Below are 15,760 nucleotides of genomic sequence, written 5' to 3'. Positions count from 1 at the left end.
GAAAATATTTTCCATATCAACTCATTTTAGAATTTTATTCGTTTTTTATTCCATGGCCGATAGACGTGGCCAAAACCACCACTTCGCCCTGCTCGGCGCTCAGCCTTGCAGCGTCGAGGATGCGAGTGGTCGCCAGGGCATCACGGGCCTCCACCGGCAAAGGACCAACGCCTTGCAACGCGGTTTGCAGACGCTGGTAGAACGTCATCCAGCAGCCGCGCTCCGACGCCACACGCTCGCGCTCGCTGCCTTGCTCGAACCAGCCCCAGCGCCGATGCTCTTCGCTCCCCCAGCGCTCACCCTCGGTCGCCGGGCTCAACCCGGCCAGCGCCTGGGCCTCCTGGCCGTCCAGGCCCTCGACGGTGTAACAGCCCCCGGTGCCGCTGACCCGAAAGCGCGGGCGCGGTGCGTTTTGCAGGCAACTGCCGCTCAGGTGGGCAAGCACGCCGCTGGCATGGGTCAGGGAGATAAAAAAACCGTTGTCGAACACCTGCCCGGGTTGCCGGTAATCCAACTCGGCGTAAACCCTGGTCACCGGGCCGAACAGTTGCAGCGCCTGGTCCACCAGATGGCTACCCAGGTCCCGCAGAAACCCGCCGCCGCTGCCTTTGCCGACCGATGTTGGCGAATAACGCTCGACGCTGGACTCAAAGCGAATGACCTGCCCCAGCGCACCGGACTCCAGCAGTTTGCGCAAAGTCAGGTAGTCCGAATCCCAGCGGCGGTTCTGATACACGGTCAGCGGCACGTTGCGCTGCTCGGCAGCCAGGACCATCGCCTCGGCTTGTGCGGCATCAAGGGCGAAAGGTTTGTCGCTGACGACTGCAATACCCAGTTCAATGGCCTGCATGACCACGGCCGGGCGACCGTCCAGCGGCGTGGACACCACCACCGCATCGACGCCTGCGGCCACCAACTGTTCGAGGGTATCGAAGGCTTGGGCGTGCGGGTGCTCGCTCGCCAGTTGCTGGCGCCGCTCAGCGGACCGCGTCACCACGCCGACAAACGTAGCCCCGGGCAGACTGCTGATCAGCGGTGCATGGAAAAACCGTCCGCCCTTGCCGTAGCCCACTAGTCCGATTCGCATGAAGATTCCTTGAAAGTCGTTGAATAAACACATCCCTGTGGGAGCGAGCCTGCTCGCGATGGCAGTGTATCCGCCACATTAATGCCAACAGATCCGCCGCTATCGCGAGCAGGCTCGCTCCCACAATTGACCAAGTACCTTCAGGGAAACGCGGTCGACTGTGGGAGCGGGCTCCCACAGGAGATTGTGGTTAGCCGTAGAAACGCGGGCGTTCGGGCAGTTCGACCTTGACGATCTGCCCACTCTGCTGCGCTTGAACACAGGCATCCGCCGCCACTGCCGCGGCGAACCCGTCCCAGGCCGACGGCCCGCCCACCTGTCCGGCGCGCACGCCGTCGATGAAAGCCTGCAATTCGACGTCGTAGGCCGCGATGAAACGATCCTTCCAATCCATCAGGATCGCATTGGACAGCTTGGCGCCACTGCGCAGTTGCACCTGGGACGGCTCTGGGAGTTTGGCGATGCCCGTCTCCCCCACCACTTCGCACTGGATGTCGTAGCCATATTGGCAATTGACGAAAACCTCCACATCGATGCGCGTGCCCTTGGCGGTTTCCAGTAACACGATCTGCGGATCGCGCAGGTGCGCCAGCGCCTTGCTGGTCTTGCGCGGGAATACCACCTGTACCGAAACGTAGTCATCGGCCAGCAGCCAGCGCAGCACATCCAGCTCATGGATCAGTGTGTCGGTGATCGCCATGTCGGTCTTGTAATTCTCCCCCACACTCGGATTGCGATGCGCGCAGTGCAGCATCAGCGGTTCGCCGATCTGACCGCTGTCGATCACCGCCTTGAGCGCTCGATAGCCTTCATCGTAAGGGCGCATGAAACCGACCTGAACCAGCCGCTTGCCATGGGCGACTTCGGCTTCGACGATCTTGCGACAGCCTTCGGCCGTGACCGCCAGGGGCTTTTCACAGAACACCGGTTTACCCGCCGCGATTGCCGCCAGCACGAACTCTTCGTGGCTCGGCCCCCAGGAAGTGACCAGGACCGCCTCCACGTCCGGCGCACTGATCAAGGCATGCCCGTCGGGATACACCTCGGCGGTCAGTTTCAAGTCGGCCAGCACCTTCGCCGCCTGGGCGAGGTTGATGTCGGTCACCGCCACCACCTGGCTGTTGAGCAAGGTCTGGCTGCAACGACGGATATGGTCCTGGCCGATGGCCCCGGTGCCGATGACGCCCAGCTTCAAAGACATGAAAAACTCCTTTCGTAGGGTTGGGGCTGTTAATACTGGCGAGCCTTGGCCAGTCGTTCATTGAGGGTTTTGGCGGCCGCATCGGTGCGCGCGCTGGTGGAGACTTGCGCCACGCCGACCCGCCACCAGGACAGGTAGCTGTGGATCATGGTCTTGGGCAAGACCTTGATATCGATGAGGGTCGAGACCGTTTGCAGCCGCGCATCGGCCAGGGCCGCGTGGAGTTCGTCGAGGGTCTTGACCTTGTAGGTCTTGCAGCCGTAGGCCGCCGCGCTCATGGCGAAGTCCACCGGCACGAAGCCGCCATCGAGCTTGCCGGTGTCCGGGTTGCGGAAGCGGAACTCGGTGCCGAAGCTGTCCATGCCGTTGCCCATCTGTAAATTGTTGATGCAACCGAACGTCATGTTGTCCAGCAGCACCACATTGATCTTGCGACGCTCCTGGATCGAGGTCGCCAGTTCCGAATGCAGCATCATGTAGGAGCCATCACCCACCAGGGCATAGACCTCTTTGTCGGGCTCGGCCAGCTTCACGCCCAGCGCCGCGTTTACCTCATAGCCCATGCACGAATAGCCGTATTCGACGTGATAGGTGTTGACCCCCTTGCTGCGCCAGCTGCGCTGCAAGTCGCCGGGCAGGCTGCCGGCGGCGGCAACGATGATCGCCTCATCGGCCAGGGTTTGGTTGAGGGTGCCCAGCACGCGGCTCTGGGTCAGGCAGGAACCGGTGAGTTCGATGAATTCACGAAACACCGCCGGGTCCAGGTGATCGTTGATCTCTGGGACGAAGTCCTGGGTCTGGAAGTCAGCCTGATAGATCCGGTCCACTTCGGCGTCCAGTTGGGCTTTGGCATCGGCGATCTGCCCGCCCCATTCGGCACGATAGTCACCCATCGTGGCGGACAAAGCCTCCAGGCCTGAGCGCGCGTCGGCCAGCAGTTGCACACCGTCAAGCTTCAAGGCATCGCAAGGGCTGATGTTGAGGTTGAGAAACTGCACATCCGGATGCTGGAACAGCCATTTGGACCCGGTGGTGAAATCGCTGTAGCGGGTGCCGATACCAATGATCAGGTCCGCTTCCTTGGCCAGCAGGTTCGCCGCCAGGCAACCGGTTTCACCGACGCCTCCGACGTTCAGTGGATGACTGGACACCACCGCGCTCTTGCCGGCCTGGGTCTCGGCAAAGGGGATTTCGAAGCGCTCGGCAAAAGCCTGCAGCGCTGCATTGGCCCCGGCGTATTTCACCCCGCCGCCGCAGATGATCAGCGGCTTGCGCTTGCCCTTGAGCAGCGCCTGGGCATCGCCGAGCATGGCTTCGGTGGCCGGGCGACGGTCGATGCGGTGAACGCGCTTTTGCAGAAAGTAATCGGGGTAATCGTAGGCTTCGGCCTGCACGTCCTGGGGCAACGCCAGGGTCACCGCGCCGGTTTCGGCCGGGTCGGTGAGCACGCGCATGGCGTGGATCGCGGCGCTCATCAGTTGCTCGGGGCGGTTGATGCGATCCCAGTATTTGCTCACGGCCTTGAACGCATCGTTGGTGCTGATGCTCAGGTCATGGAACTGTTCGATCTGCTGCAGCACCGGGTCCGGCTGGCGACTGGCGTAGACATCACCAGGCAACAGCAGCAACGGGATACGATTGGCCGTCGCGGTGGCGGCGGCGGTCAGCATGTTCGCCGCGCCGGGGCCGACCGACGAAGTACAGGCGTAGATTCTGCGGCGCAGATGCTGCTTGGCGAAACCGATGGCAGCGTGGGCCATACCCTGCTCGTTGCGCCCCTGATGGACCACCAGGTCACCGCTGTCCTGCTCCAGCGCCTGCCCCAGGCCCAGCACATTGCCGTGGCCAAAAATCGTAAAGACCCCGGCGACGAATTTGCTCTGGACGCCATCGACTTCGACGTACTGGTTATCGAGGAATTTCACCAGGGCCTGGGCCATGGTCAGTCGTGTTGTGGTCATGCTTGCACCTTGTCTGGAATGCAAATTTGGCGGCCGGCTCAGTCCACTGTGGGAGCGAGCTTGCTCGCGATAACAGTATTTCAGGCGACTTATCTGTTGAATGTGCTGCCGCCATCGCGAGCAAGCTCGCTCCCACAGGGGGGCTTCGTCATTCTTGAAAGTCGGGTCAGGCCTGGGAGCTTTGCAGATGATTCATGCTCGCCCCCAACGCCTGGCGGATGTCGGCCAGTTCATGAATGCTCTGGGCAAAGGGTTCGAAGGACAGGTAGCCCTCGTAACCACCGGCCCGCAACGCCTCGATCTGCGCGGCATTGCCGAGAATGTCGGCCTCGCCCACCAGCACGCGGTGGCCGTCGCGGATGGTCGTCAAGGGAGCCTGGGCATCCTCGACACCGGAGATGTGCACCAGCCCGGTCAGCTCGGGGAAAAATTCCTGCTCACCGGCCAGGTGATGATGAAAGGTGTCATGCACCAGACGGAACACATCCAGCCCGCCAATGGCCTTGATCGCTTCCACTGCCGTGCGCTTGCGCCGCAGCGAACACTCTTCAAACCCCAACGGTTCGATGAAACCGTAGATGCCGAAAGCCCGCAGGATCGGCGCCAGCTCACTGAGGGCCGTGCGCAGCCCCGCCGCGCGTTCGGCCTCGCCGCGCGGGTCGTCGCGCTCGTTGAGCGGGCACATCACCAGCCCCTCGGCGCCGCATTCGCGAGCATAGTCGGCCAGCCGCACGGCTTGGGCGCGGCGCTCCTCGTTCCATACGTCGAAGGGATACAGCGCGTTGATGGACAACACCTTGATGCCCCGCTCCTCACACAACTCACGCACCTGTGTCGGTGGCATGCCGTTTTCGATCTCGACGCCCTTCAGATCGTTGCGAATCTCGATGGCATCGGTTTTCAGCGCCAGCGCCAGGTCAATGAAATCGGGCAGTGACAAGCGCGGAGCAACCATTCGGTTCAAGGCAAAACGCAGGGGCTTGTTCATTGTTGTTATCCCTCCGGCATTCATAAACGGTTATTGGGCAGTCGGCATGCTGAACTCGGGGCCCTTGGCGATGCTGTCGGGCCAGCGCTGCATCACGCTTTTGTAGCGGCTGTAGAAGCGCAAACCTTCTTCACCGTAGGCATGGTGATCGCCAAACAGCGAGCGCTTCCAGCCGCCAAAGGAATGCCAGGCCATCGGCACCGGAATCGGCACGTTGATGCCCACCATGCCGACCTTGATGCTGCGGGCAAACGCCCTGGCAATGCCACCGTCACGGGTGAAGCAGGACACGCCGTTGCCGAACTCGTGAGCATTGATCAAGGCCACGGCGCTGGCGAAATCCGCCACGCGAACGATGCCCAGCACCGGGCCGAAGATCTCTTGCTGGTAGATGCTCATCTGGGCGCTGACCTGGTCGAACAGCGTCGCGCCGACAAAGAACCCCTGCTCGGCCCCCGGCACCTTGAAACCACGGCCGTCGACGATCAGGCGCGCGCCCTCGGCGACCCCGGCGTCGATGAAGCCTTCGACCTTGGCCTTGTGCTCGGCGGTCACCAGCGGCCCCATATCGGTGCCGGGCTGCTGGCCGTTGCCGATCTTCAACTGATCGATGCGCGGCAACAGCTTGGCAATCAATTCATCGCCCACGTCCCCCACCGCCACGGCAATGGAAATCGCCATGCAACGCTCACCGGCCGAGCCGTAGGCCGCGCCGATCAATGCGTCCGCCGCCTGGTCGAGGTCGGCGTCGGGCATGACGATCATGTGATTTTTCGCCCCGCCAAGCGCCTGCACGCGCTTGCCGTTCGCCGTGCCCTGCTGGTGGATGTACTCGGCAATCGGCGTGGAGCCGACGAAAGAAATCGCCTCGATCTGCGGGTGCTGCAACAGGGCATCTACCGCCACTTTGTCGCCCTGGACCACGTTGAACACACCGTCCGGCAACCCGGCCTCCGTCAACAGCCGAGCCATCAGCAAACTGGCGGACGGGTCACGCTCCGAAGGCTTGAGGATGAAACAGTTACCGGCGACCAGTGCCAGGGGAATCATCCACAGCGGCACCATCACCGGAAAATTGAACGGCGTGACTCCGGCACACACACCCAAGGGCTGGCGCAGGTTCCAGTTGTCGATGCCGCCGCCGATGTTGTCACTGAAATCGGTCTTGAGCAGGTTCGGCGCACCGCAGGCGTACTCGACGATCTCGATGCCGCGGGTGACTTCGCCATGGGCGTCGGACAGCACCTTGCCGTGCTCGCGACTGATGATCTGCGCCAGTTCGTCGTGATGGCGGTCGAGCAATTCCTTGAACTTGAACATCACCCGCGAACGGCGCAATGACGATTGCTCGGACCAGCCCGGGAATGCCGCCAGCGCCGAGGTCACCGCGGCCTCGACGGTGCCCGGTTCGGCCAGCGCCACCCGGGCCTGTATCGCGCCGGTGGCCGGGTTGAAGACGTTGCTGAACCGCACCGTGTCGCTGTCCTGCACTCGACCGTTGATGTAATGGCCTACTACCGGGGCATCGCTCATTGTTCTTGTTCTCCGTGCAAAGGGTGGAAATCAGAGATCAAGCAGCCAACTGTGCTGCGGATCGTTATGGAACTGCCAGACCCGCTTCGGGCCGGCCATGACGTTCAGGTAATACGACTCGTACCCGTAGGGCACGCTGACCGGGTGGTAACCCTTGGGCACCACCACCAGGTCGCTGTTTTCCACGGCCATGGCCTGGTCGATGCTGCGGTCGTCGGTATAGACCCGCTGGAACACGAAGCCCTGGGACGGGTTGACCTGGTGGTAATAGGTTTCTTCCAGGAAGCTCTGGTGCGGCAGGTCGTCGGTGTCGTGCTTGTGGGGTGGGTAGCTCGACGAATGCCCCGACGGCGTGCGCACTTCCACCACCAGCAGCGAGTGGGCCGGCTCACTGTCGGGCAGGATGTCACAGACATAGCGGGTGTTGGCGCCCTTGCCGCGCACGCTGCGCTTCATGCTGTCCGGGCGGATCAGCCGCGGACCGTAACTGTTTTGCGCAGAACCCGGCGCAGCACACACGGCAATCTGTACATCGCTCAGGGCGGTGACCTGGGCCTGGCTGCCGGGCGGCAGATACGCGGCGTAGGGCGATTTATCCTCGAACACCGACAGGCGATCACCGAGGTTGTCCCAATCGAAGGCACCCTGCCCCGGTGCTTCACCCTTGAGACTGATGCGCCCGCTGAGCAAGACCAGGCACAGTTCCTTGTCGGCGGCAGCCACCGGGAGCTTTTCACCAAGGCTCAAGCGGTAGGCGGCAAACCCGACATACTCCAGTTCGCCGGCGGGTAGCTGGACCATGGTCTGGCCGCTTGGCTGGCTTTTGATCAACAGGCTCATGACGCAGTCCTCTCTTGCAGCAAGGCGCGCAGGGTGTCGTAGCCTTTCTTGGCGTAGGCATAACTCGGTGCCACGGCCGGATCCTGTTCGGCTTCGACCACCAGCCAGCCGTGATAGTCGGCGGCCAGCAGCACGTCCAGCAACGCGGCAAAGTCGATGTCACCATCACCCGGTACGGTGAAGGTGCCGTTGACGATGCAGTCGGGGAAACTCCAGAGGTTGTTGCGCGCCAGTTGCACCACAGGCTTGCGCACGTCCTTGAAATGCACATGGCAAATGCGCTCGATGTGCTTGCGTAACACCTGCAAGGGTTCGCCGCCGCCCATGTAACAGTGGCCCGAGTCAAACAGCAGGCCAACCTCACTGCCGGTCAGGGCCATTAGTTTGTCGATGTCCGAAGGCGATTCGACATAGGCGCCCATATGATGGTGATACGCCAGGCGCACACCTCGGGACAGGGTGAAGCGCGCCAGTTCGGTGAGTTTTTCGGCATAGTCTTGCCAGGCTTCGTCCGTGTGAAAACGCGGTCGCTCGATCAGTGGGATGCGCTGGCCTTGAATGGAATCGGCCACCTCGCCGTACACCAGCACCGTCGCACCGTTTTGCGCCAGCAATTCGACATGGCTGGCGATGGCATCGATCTCTTCGGCCGCCGAGCGCCGGGCCAGACGACTGGAATACCAGCCGGAGACCAGCGCCAGGTCATAGGGCCGCAGCACATCGCCAACGCCCTTGGCATCCTTGGGAAATTTGCCGTTGAGCTCGAAACCTTCGTAACCGATTTCCTTGCCTTCGCTCAGCGCCGTACTCAACGGCGTCTCGCCACCCAACGATGGCAGATCGTCGTTGCTCCAGGAAATCGGGTTGATGCCAATTCGAATTGCGGGCATGGCTGCACCTTTTATTGTTTTTACCTAACCATTGAAGGCGGCGATGAACCCTGTGGGAGCGAGCCTGCTCGCGATAGCGGTGTGTCAGGCGACTTAATGTTGACTATCAGTCCGCTATCGCGAGCAGGCTCGCTCCCACAGGATCAGTGTTCACAGCTTCTAACTTCGCGCAGCACGCCACGCTTCGATCAACTCCACAAACCTACCCTGCACCTGCCGGATCAACGTTTCATCGTCGATTTCCCCGGCCAGCCAGGCACGACTCGGTTCCTGGAAGATTGTCCGTCCGACGGCAAATCCACGGCAGGTTGTGCTCTGGCTGGCCTGGCGGAAACCCTCGGCCAGCACGGCGGCCGGGGCGTTGAGGCCCAGCAGTACCACACCTCGGCAATAGGGATCACGCTGTTGAATCAGCTCATCAAGTTGCTTCCATTCGTCTGCCGTCTGGGCTTCGATTTTCCACCAGGCCGGGAAGATGCCCAGGTTGTAGAGGCGTTTGAGGGCGCGATACAGCACGTCCGGGTGCGGCGACGGATGATCCTTGGGTGGAATGACTTCCAGCAGCAGCTCATGGCCGCTGACCTGGGACGCCTGATACAGCGCCATGAGTTGCGCCTCCTGCTCCAGGCGCAGCAGCGGTTCGTCGTCGGGGTGAAATTGCACCAGGCACTTGATGATCTGCTCCTGGGGCCAGGCGATCAGGTTACTGCCGATGGAGCGCCCGTGTTCGAACGCCAGCGGCCGTGAACCCTGCACCTCCACTGGCCGGGCAACCCACCAGTCACGTCCAGTGGCGGCGTTCAGCGAGTCCTGGCCGAAACGTTGGTCGGCGAGCAGACCGACATCGGCCTCGATGCCCTGCCGTTTCAGGTCGGCTTCGACCCGTTCCACGGCCTGGATGAACAGTTGTTTGAGTGCGCTGATGGCGCTCAGCTCGCGCCCGCCTTTATGGGCCAGCTCCACCAGTTGCCAGCGATGATCGAAGGCAAAGATGAACAGTTGCTTCCACTGTTTGCGCGGCACGCTGACCTGATGCAGACGTTGCAATGCCACGTCTCGATCCGGCCGGGTAATCGGCACCGGGCTATTGAACAGATAGTCGAGTTCAGCCCGGGTCGGCATCGCTGGGGCACAGGCATGGCGCGACACCACCAGGCCACCGCAGGCATTGGCCAGCTGGCAGCAGCGTTCATCACTGGCGTCCTCCAGCCAACCGGCGAGAAAGCCCGACATGAACGCATCACCTGCACCTAATACATTCAGGACTTCGACACGAACCCCGGGATAAATGGCGCCGTCTTCAAGTCGGTTAGGGATGGCGCCGTGGATCACCGTGCAACCTTGCGGGCCGAGCTTGACCACCAAGGTCGCCGCCGTCAGCGAGCGCACGGTACGCAACGCGCTCAGCAGATCTTCGCTGCCGCCGGCGATCAGGAATTCTTCTTCGGTGCCGACGATCAGGTCGAAACGCGGCAGGATGCTTTGCACATGCTGGCTGACTTTCTGGTCGGCGACGAAACGGGTTTCCCCATCGGCCTTGCCCGCCAGGCCCCAGAGCACCGGGCGATAATCGATGTCCAAGACGCGTTTGACGTTGTGTCTCTCGGCGTAATCCAACGCCTGGGTGCTGGCCTTGTAGACACTTTCGGTAGAGAAATGCGTGCCGGTGATCAGCAGCGCCTTGCTGGAGGCAATGAACGTTTCATTGATGTCCACGGCGCGCAGCGCCATGTCGGCGCAGTTTTCCCGGTAGAACACCAGGGGAAAGGTTTCCCGGTCCTTGATACCCAGCAGGACCATGGCCGTCAGGCGTTCAGGGTCGACCTTGATGCCGCTGACGTCGCAGCCTTCGCGGGCCAGGGACTCCACCAGGAAACGGCCCATATGATCGTCCCCTACCCGGCTCAGCATCGCCGACCTGAGCCCTAACCGCGCGGTGCCGAAGGCGATGTTGGCCGACGAGCCACCCAGGTATTTGGCGAAGCTTGCGACATCTTCCAGGCGCGCTCCGACTTGCTGCGCGTAGAGGTCGACGCCCAGGCGTCCCAGGCAGATCACATCCAATTGACGCCCACTGGCAAAACGAGTCTGGCCCATGCTGGCTCCTGTTATTTTTATCAGCCCGCGCTTGCCACCGAAACCGGCGCCAACGCTCTTGGTGGATGCAGACTAAAACGAGCAGCGGCCAATAATCAATAATTATTCTATAAATTTTTTACGTGGAATATTTTTTCCAATACGCTATCACTGAAGCGCGCCAGACGCGGTGCATCGTTTCAGCAGGTGTCGCAACGTTGTCTGCTCATGATTTTCCCCGCGCCTACGCTGTAGACTGCGATCAGCCAACCTATTGTCGAGGGCAGGCCCCTTTCCCGGGCCGCCCTATAAGAACAAGCCAGAAGGATTTTCTATGACCCGCCCCGATCTGCCGGCGCCGTCCGAGAGCGCGTCCGAACCCGCCCTTTCAAGCCCACCGATCAATGCCGAGCGCCTGCTGCAACTGATTACCGACGAGTATGAAAGCCTGCCGCGACAGCTCAAACGCATCGCCAGCTACATGAGCCAGCAAAGCGACCGGATCATGGTCGATCGCATCAGCGACATTGCGCGCGAATGCGAAGTGCATCCCTCGGCCATCGTGCGGTTTTCCCAGCGCTTCGGCTTCAGCGGGTTCAGCGAAATGCAGGCCTTGTTTCGCGAGGCCTATACCCACAAGACCACGCCGGTGCAAAACTACCAGCAGCGCATCCGCAGCATGATCGCCAACAAGTCGCAGAAAGCCAGCGGCGGCGACCTGGCGCGCGAATGCGTCAACGCCACCCTCTCGGGCATCGAGCGTCTGGGCCTGGAGCTGGACGATCAAGCCTTCGACAAAGCCGTAGACCTGGTGGTCAACGCCGACAACATCTATGTGGTCGGCGTGCGACGCTCGTTCGCGGTGGCCGATTACCTGGTCTATAACCTGCAACACACCAACAAGCGCATCCATCTGGTGTCCGGCCTGGGGGGCAGTTATCGCGAGCAAATGCGCAGCGTGCGGGCCAACGACCTGGTGATCGCGATCAGCTTTACGCCCTACGGCAAGGAAACCCAGCACTGCCTGCGCATTGCCCAGCATCATCAGGCCAAGACGCTGATCATCACCGACAGCAACCTGTCGCCCCTGGCCAAACGGGCCAATGCGGTACTGTTGGTGAACGAAGGCAGCTCTTTCGCCTTCCGCTCGTTGAGTGCCACGTTGTGCCTGTGCCAGGCGTTGTTCATCGCCGTGGCTTACCGACTGGAACTCAAGGTCGATGAAATCCATGAACAGGTCGGGTTCGAGGATTAACCCCGCAAGATTCTTCTGAAGGAGACGTCATGAAACTGATCGGCATGCTGGACTCGCCCTACGTGCGACGCGTCGCCATTTCCGCCAAGTGCCTGGGGGTTGCCCTGGAACACGAGTCCGTTTCGGTGTTCAGGCATTTCGAACAGTTCCAGCGCATCAACCCGGTGGTCAAGGCACCGACCCTGGTGCTCAACGATGGCAACGTGCTTATGGATTCCACGTTGATCATCGACTACCTCGAAGCCTTGGCCGCGCCGGGCAAAAGCCTGATGCCGGTCGACAGTGGGCAACGGCTGCGCGCATTGCGCGTGATTGGCCTGGCCCTGGCGGCGTGCGAGAAGTCGGTGCAGATCTACTACGAACGCAACCTTCGGCCGACAGAAATCCAACACGCCCCCTGGGTCGAACGCGTGGAAGGCCAACTGGCGGCGGCCTATGACATGCTCGAACAGGAACTGGTGAAACAGCCCCTGACCACCGATGGCACCCTCGATCAGGCGGGCATCACCGTGGCAGTGGCCTGGAGCTTCACCAACCTGGTGGTGCCGGATCAGGTGCAGGGCAAGTCATTTCCGTCGATCAGCGCGTTTACCGCCTATGCCGAAGGGTTGGAGGCGTTTGTCAGCACGCCGATGGTATAGCGGACGAGCGCGGCTTGTGTGGGAGCGGGCTTGCTCGCGAAGACGGTGGCAGACTCAACATCATCGTCTCAGATAGACCGCTATCGCGAGCAGGCTCGCTCCCACAGTTGGTTCCTGAGTGACCATCGGATGAGGCCCCCCCAGATCTATGTGGGAGCGAGCCTGCTCGCGATAGCGGTGGGTCAATCAACATCAATGGCACTGATCCGACGCCATCGCGAGCAGGCTCGCTCCCACAGTTTGGGGCCGGGGGACTGCAAAATTTGTGTTCGGCACAAAGAGTTGCTTCAAGTCAGCTCCATTTCCTTTGGCTTTACCACCGGCGCCACCTCGAAGCGATCCGCCAGGAACGGCGTGATGTCCAGCGGCAAGGGCTCGTTGTTCACCAGTTTGTCCAGCAACACTCCGGTGATGGCCGAGGTCAGGATGCCGGTGCGAAAGTGCCCACAGGCATTTAGGTACCCCTCCACGCCGCGCATCGGGCCCAGGATGGGCAACTCATCAGGTGAGCCGGGGCGCAAACCGGCCCAGGTGCGTTTCAGGTTGATGTCGGCCAACTGCGGTATGCACCGCATCGCGCCCTGCACCAGCCCCTCGATTTCCGGGTAGGTGGTGGTCACGTCGAAACCCTTGTCCTCGGTGGTACTGCCGATGAGGATTTCGCCGTTGTCCTTTTGCGCGACATAGCAGTCGCTGGTGGTCAGGCACCCGTTGAGGATCTTCGGCATGCGCTCGGTCAGCAGGATTTGCCCCTTGACCGGCTTGACCGGGATCCGCACACCGGTGGCTTGCTCGCTCAGGTCCGCCGCCCAGGCACCGGCGGCATTGATCAGCGTCCGGCAGTTGAACGTCCCGGCTTCGGCGGTTCTCACCCCTGTCACCCGCGCCCCGTCTCGAAGCACCTGCGCCACGTTGGTGTTGAAGAACATATCGACGCCGTTCTGCCGGGCGCCCTCGGTGTAAGCATCGGCCAGCCGGAACGGGCTGACCTGATGGTCGCACAGAAACTCCAGCGCGCCGCGGGCCTCATGGCTGACATTCGGCTCGGCCTCGCGCAGGGCGGCCTGGTCGAGCCAGCGTACCTGATCGGCCAGGTGGGGAATGCAGGCGACGATGTGCTCGGCATACAAACGGTCTTCATCGTCGTAGATCACGAACTTGAGCCCGGTCTCCTCGAACTTGAAGTCCATGCCGTGGTTGTCCATCAGCTCGCGGTGCAGTCGGGGATACATCGCGTTGGACTGCAAGGCGAAATCGAAGAACGACTGGGGCAGGATGTGCGGCGTGCTGGCGTCCACCGCCACGGCGGCGCCCTGGGCCTGGCGCTTGCGGTTGGCCGACATCATCCGAAAAAAGATCACCCCGCAGCCCAGGCCCACGGATTCACCGATGGCCCACAGGCCGCCGGCCGAAGCGCGGGTGGCGTTACCGGGGCGCTTGACGTCGATCAAGGCGATCTTCAGATGCTTGCGTTTGGACAGTTGATAGGCACAGGACGCACCGATCACGCCCCCGCCGACGATGACGACGTCATAGTGCTTGAGGTCAGGATGCTCAGTCATGCTGGACGGCCTCCGTGCCGACGTTCTGAAAGGCTGAAAAGGGAATCGGGTCGATGGGGAAACGCGGCCGCAGCCAGCCAACGTCGGCACGCCCGGTGGCCTGGCGCAGGCGATCACTGCAATAGCCCACGCACATCCGTCCCTGACAGTCACCCATGCTCACGCGGGTGCGCATTTTCAGGCTGGCCATGTCTTGCACGCCCTGCTCCAGGGCGCGGTCGATGTCGGCGCGGGTCGCGTGTTCGCAGCGACAAATGACCGTATCGGCGGTCGGCAAAGCGGTTTGTCCGGCGCCGCGTTGCGTGTAGCGGTCCACGGCGGCGCGAAAGCGAATGATCCGCTCCAGTTGCGCTCGATACCGGTCGCGGTACTCCAGGGCAGTGGACGAATCCAGCAGGTCGGCCTGCATCAGGATCGACAGTGCGGCGATGCGCCCGCTCAACATGGCGGCTTCACCACCGCGAATCCCGCCCACGTCGCCGGCCAGGTGAATGTGCGCCTCGCTGCTTTGTTGCCAGGCATCGGACACCGCCCGCAAATAACCGTCATCGCTGAAGCCATGCTCCAGGCCCATCTGCTGGCTTAATTGGGTGCGCGGGATGAAACCATAGCCGACCGCCAGCGTCTGGGCCGGGACCTGTTCGGCTCGTTCGAGGTCGGGCTCCCAGGTACTGGAATACGGTGCGACGGTGACGATGTCCAGCTCGCCCTCGCCGTTGGCCTGCACCACTCCCCAGCCATAACGCACGGGGATGCGATGCAGTTTGAGATAAGCCAGCATGCTCAAGCCGTCGAGGAACAATTGCGGTTTGTTCAGCAATGCCAGGCTTTCCCTGGCGATCTTGCCGAAGGCACAAGCCTCATAGACGCCCGCCACGGCCACGCCCGAAGCGTGAAGTTGACAGGCCACCAGCGGCAGCAACGGGCCTGTACCGGTGATCACCACCGGCCCCGGCGGTTTGACCGCTCCGCTCTTGATCTGCAATTGCAGGCCACCGAGCAGCATCACCCCCGGCAGTGTCCAGCCAGGGAACGGCACGCTACGTTCATGACAACCGGCCGCCAGCACCAGGTGGGAATAGCTGACCTCGCGCAGTTGTTCATCGGCGTTCAGCAGCATCAGCGCCTTGAACCCTTCGGCGCCGATGACGCGGTGGTTGAGTCGCACATCGATCAGCCCGGCGTAGCGCTGGAACTCACCGTGGAGTTTGTTCAGGGCTTCACTGTAGCGCGGCCCGAGGTAATCCAGGCTCACCCCGTCGCGCAGTGGCCCGCGGTAGACCACGCCACCCAGGCGCGGCGCTTCTTCGAGCAGGGTGCAACGCACCCCGTGGGTGGCCAGCTCGATGGCCGCAGCCATACCCGCCGGCCCGCCGCCGACAATCACCGGATGGAGGTTCATGGTGCCTCCCTTTCGGCGATGCGATTGGCCCGGGTTTCGATTTGCATGCCGGGACGCACTTGGGTCTGGCAGGCGCGGCGCTTGTGGCGGCCGTCGATCTTGACCAGGCAACATTGGCACACGCCCATGCCACAGTATGCGCCACTGAGTTGGTCGTGATCGTTGCGAGCTACCTGGCGCTGGCCCAGGGACTGAATGACGCTGAGGACGGTTTCACCTTGCGCTGCGCTGACGGACTGCCCGTCCAGGTGCACCGTCATGTCGGCCTGCTGCAGCGGCTGGATATCAAACTTTCGGCGTAGAAGGTCTTGAGGTTGCATCATG

The 15,760-nt window shown here is 62.1% G+C and carries 13 protein-coding genes; 2 read left to right on the top strand and 11 right to left on the bottom strand.

The features are described 5' to 3' along the window. Window positions 1–34 precede the first annotated feature (34 nt). The 8 genes from MKS85_RS11770 to iolC form a co-directional block, all read right to left on the bottom strand. Window positions 35–1,087, bottom strand: coding sequence for a Gfo/Idh/MocA family oxidoreductase (locus tag MKS85_RS11770; protein WP_310662893.1), 1,053 nt, complete (start codon window positions 1,085–1,087; stop codon window positions 35–37). A gap of 190 nt (window positions 1,088–1,277) precedes the next feature. Further along, the gene (locus MKS85_RS11765) at window positions 1,278–2,288 is read right to left on the bottom strand and encodes a Gfo/Idh/MocA family oxidoreductase (protein ID WP_310662892.1); all 1,011 of its coding nucleotides are present in this window, start codon (window positions 2,286–2,288) and stop codon (window positions 1,278–1,280) included. Between the two features lie 29 nt (window positions 2,289–2,317). Beyond that, window positions 2,318–4,249, bottom strand: coding sequence for a 3D-(3,5/4)-trihydroxycyclohexane-1,2-dione acylhydrolase (decyclizing) (gene iolD / locus MKS85_RS11760; RefSeq protein WP_310662891.1), 1,932 nt, complete (start codon window positions 4,247–4,249; stop codon window positions 2,318–2,320). 166 nt (window positions 4,250–4,415) lie between these two features. Then, entirely contained in the window at window positions 4,416–5,237 is an 822-nt protein-coding gene (locus MKS85_RS11755) for a TIM barrel protein (protein WP_047230201.1), read from the bottom strand. Window positions 5,238–5,267: 30 nt separating this feature from the next. Then, window positions 5,268–6,770: a CoA-acylating methylmalonate-semialdehyde dehydrogenase gene (locus tag MKS85_RS11750; protein ID WP_310662890.1), complete on the bottom strand. Its 1,503-nt coding sequence runs from the start codon at window positions 6,768–6,770 to the stop codon at window positions 5,268–5,270. 30 nt (window positions 6,771–6,800) lie between these two features. Then, a complete protein-coding gene (gene iolB / locus MKS85_RS11745) occupies window positions 6,801–7,610 on the bottom strand; it encodes a 5-deoxy-glucuronate isomerase (protein ID WP_310662889.1) in 810 nt (269 codons plus the stop codon). Further along, complete coding sequence (iolE, locus tag MKS85_RS11740; protein ID WP_047230198.1) at window positions 7,607–8,500, bottom strand: myo-inosose-2 dehydratase; 894 nt, start codon at window positions 8,498–8,500, stop codon at window positions 7,607–7,609. Before iolE ends, iolB begins: the two co-directional genes overlap by 4 nt. A gap of 159 nt (window positions 8,501–8,659) precedes the next feature. Continuing rightward, window positions 8,660–10,597 (bottom strand): bifunctional 5-dehydro-2-deoxygluconokinase/5-dehydro-2-deoxyphosphogluconate aldolase, encoded by a 1,938-nt coding sequence (gene iolC, locus MKS85_RS11735; protein ID WP_310662888.1) that lies wholly within the window; start codon window positions 10,595–10,597, stop codon window positions 8,660–8,662. A 313-nt stretch (window positions 10,598–10,910) separates the two neighbouring features. Here iolC and MKS85_RS11730 point away from each other — a divergent pair, with 313 nt between their 5' ends. After that, window positions 10,911–11,831: a MurR/RpiR family transcriptional regulator gene (locus MKS85_RS11730; RefSeq protein ID WP_047230196.1), complete on the top strand. Its 921-nt coding sequence runs from the start codon at window positions 10,911–10,913 to the stop codon at window positions 11,829–11,831. 29 nt (window positions 11,832–11,860) lie between these two features. Next, window positions 11,861–12,472: a glutathione S-transferase gene (locus tag MKS85_RS11725; RefSeq protein WP_139050522.1), complete on the top strand. Its 612-nt coding sequence runs from the start codon at window positions 11,861–11,863 to the stop codon at window positions 12,470–12,472. 287 nt (window positions 12,473–12,759) lie between these two features. On the opposite strand, the gene hcnC is transcribed toward MKS85_RS11725, so the two are convergent. From hcnC to hcnA, 3 genes are read right to left on the bottom strand one after another with little or no spacing between them, the layout of a single operon-like run. Further along, window positions 12,760–14,034, bottom strand: a complete 1,275-nt coding sequence (gene hcnC, locus MKS85_RS11720; RefSeq protein ID WP_310662887.1) for a cyanide-forming glycine dehydrogenase subunit HcnC — start codon at window positions 14,032–14,034, stop codon at window positions 12,760–12,762. Further along, the gene (gene hcnB / locus MKS85_RS11715) at window positions 14,027–15,436 is read right to left on the bottom strand and encodes a cyanide-forming glycine dehydrogenase subunit HcnB (RefSeq protein ID WP_310662886.1); all 1,410 of its coding nucleotides are present in this window, start codon (window positions 15,434–15,436) and stop codon (window positions 14,027–14,029) included. Before hcnB ends, hcnC begins: the two co-directional genes overlap by 8 nt. Continuing rightward, entirely contained in the window at window positions 15,433–15,756 is a 324-nt protein-coding gene (hcnA, locus tag MKS85_RS11710; RefSeq protein WP_310662946.1) for a cyanide-forming glycine dehydrogenase subunit HcnA, read from the bottom strand. Before hcnA ends, hcnB begins: the two co-directional genes overlap by 4 nt. Window positions 15,757–15,760 lie beyond the last annotated feature (4 nt).

The organism is Pseudomonas sp. JL2, from assembly GCF_031570495.1.
In the GTDB taxonomy this organism is placed as follows: Bacteria; Pseudomonadota; Gammaproteobacteria; order Pseudomonadales; family Pseudomonadaceae; genus Aquipseudomonas; species Aquipseudomonas rhizophila.
This window is presented reverse-complemented; position numbering and strand designations above follow the sequence as displayed.